Genomic DNA, 1,724 nt, shown 5'->3' with positions numbered 1-1,724 from the left:
CTCGATCGCCTGCACCGACGCGCGCACGAAGCCGTCGAGCAAGCCTTCGATCTCGGAATACAGCTGGAAATTCTTCAGCGCCACCGCCGCTTCGGCACACACGCCGGTAAGCATCTCCAGATCCTGTTCCTTGAATGCATACGGATCGGAGGACGTATCCACCTGGATCAGGCCGAGGCACTCGTTCTCCAGGATGAGAGGTACGCACATGACGCTGCGGATGGCCTGCGCGATGATGGAGTGCTGCACGCCGAAGTGGCGGTCCGACAAGGTGTCGACGGACAGGATGGAGTGCTTCTTGCCCATCGTTTCCTGCACCAGCGTGCGCGAGAGCCGCACCGATTTCAAATCTTCGTTCCTGCCGTCGCGCCGCCGCGCGGCGACCATCACCGGCTGCTCGCCTTCATTCTTGCGCAAGGCGATGAACGCGCGTTCGGCCAGCGGAAAGAGCTCGAAGATGAAATCCATGATCTTTTCCGTCAGCGTGGCGCTGTCCTTGACCACGCCGAGGGCAATGCTGACCTGCGCCATCGCATGCAGCTTCTTCACGACCCGCTGCACGTCGCCCTGGGTCACGTCCGGCGCGCTCTTCATGAACCGGGTGATATCGGCGGCATCCACCGACCGGGCGATGATGGTCGGCATGCTGTCGCCCGGCGGCGCGATCAGCGAGTGAAATACGATTTGCGCGGACGACACCATGACTTCATCGCCGTCGCGCAACGGATGCCAGCTTCCCGGGGACAGGCGCTTGCCCATCACGAAGGTGCCGTTGAAGGAATGCAGATCCTCGATGTAGTAGGTATTGTGCCGCCGCCGCACGCGGGCATGGCGGCGGCTGATGGTGTGCTTCGGGATGCAGAAAAACTTTTCCGTGCCGAGCGAATCCTGCGGCTCGCGCCCGATCACCACTTCATCATGAATCGGAAACACGACTGGCCTGGCGCTTCCGTCACCGGTCCATTCGAGATAAGCCGTCACCGCGCCGTTCGCGTCGGCGTTCGCTGTTCCGTGTTCCATCTTGCCGCCTTCGATCGACGCCGCCGCCCGCTATGGATGTTTGTTTATCAAGCCGGCACCGCCACTTCAACTGCTCCCTTGACTGGCTTCCTTTGCAAAGACCGTGCCGATGTCGGTGCAATGTGGCGTACTCATCGCTTACCCGCTTGCTACTTCACGATCACCGTGATTTTTTTCGAATAAATGGGTGGATTGTGGGGAATGTGTTTGTCGTCACCCATCAGAAGTTGCAGCGTGTGTTTGCCCGGGGGCAGCTCAATCATGGTTTCGGTTTCGCCTGCGCCAAAATGCAGGTGGTTCCTGTCGGAAGGAATCACCTGGTCGGCCGCGGGCAGGTCGGTGTCGACGAGTAAATGATGATGGCCGGTATTCGGATACTTGACGTCCTTCGGCGCGACGCCCATGTTGCGCAGGCCGAACCATACGCGGAAAGGCTTCCCCGCCGCGATCACTTCTCCGTTGTTGGGCCAGCCGATATAGAGATGCGCGTTAGGCGGCGCCGGGGTTCCGCCGGCGATCGCCACGAAGCAGGGAAGCATCAGTACCGCAGCCGCGAGATAGTTTTTCATGATCGGACCTCATCGCACAGTGATCGTTATTTTTTTTGAATGCACCGGGGGATCGTGAGGCACATGATCATGGTCTCCAAGCAGTAGCTGCAGGGTGTGTTTTCCGGGCGGAAGTTCGATCCTTGCCTCCGTTTC

3 protein-coding genes are annotated in these 1,724 nt (G+C 59.9%); all 3 read right to left on the bottom strand.

Annotated elements, in window-relative coordinates:
- Positions 1 to 1,020 (bottom strand): FHA domain-containing protein (locus VGU61_RS02815; RefSeq protein ID WP_326857584.1); only part of this gene is annotated, 1,020 nt, incomplete at its 3' end.
- A gap of 149 nt (positions 1,021 to 1,169) precedes the next feature.
- A complete protein-coding gene (locus VGU61_RS02810; protein WP_326857583.1) occupies positions 1,170 to 1,589 on the bottom strand; it encodes a DUF4399 domain-containing protein in 420 nt (139 codons plus the stop codon).
- A gap of 9 nt (positions 1,590 to 1,598) precedes the next feature.
- Positions 1,599 to 1,724 (bottom strand): DUF4399 domain-containing protein (locus VGU61_RS02805; RefSeq protein ID WP_326857585.1); only part of this gene is annotated, 126 nt, incomplete at its 5' end.

Origin of the sequence: Noviherbaspirillum sp. (assembly GCF_035944575.1) — a bacterium.
Lineage (GTDB): Bacteria > Pseudomonadota > Gammaproteobacteria > Burkholderiales > Burkholderiaceae_D > Noviherbaspirillum.
The sequence above is the reverse complement of the archived record's forward strand: the minus strand, read 5'-3'. Positions and strand labels throughout refer to the sequence as shown.

Coding starts and splice junctions, on each gene's coding strand:
- VGU61_RS02810 (WP_326857583.1), bottom strand. CDS start 1,589: ATGAAAAACTATCTCGCGGCTGCGGTACTGATGCTTCCCTGCTTCGTG.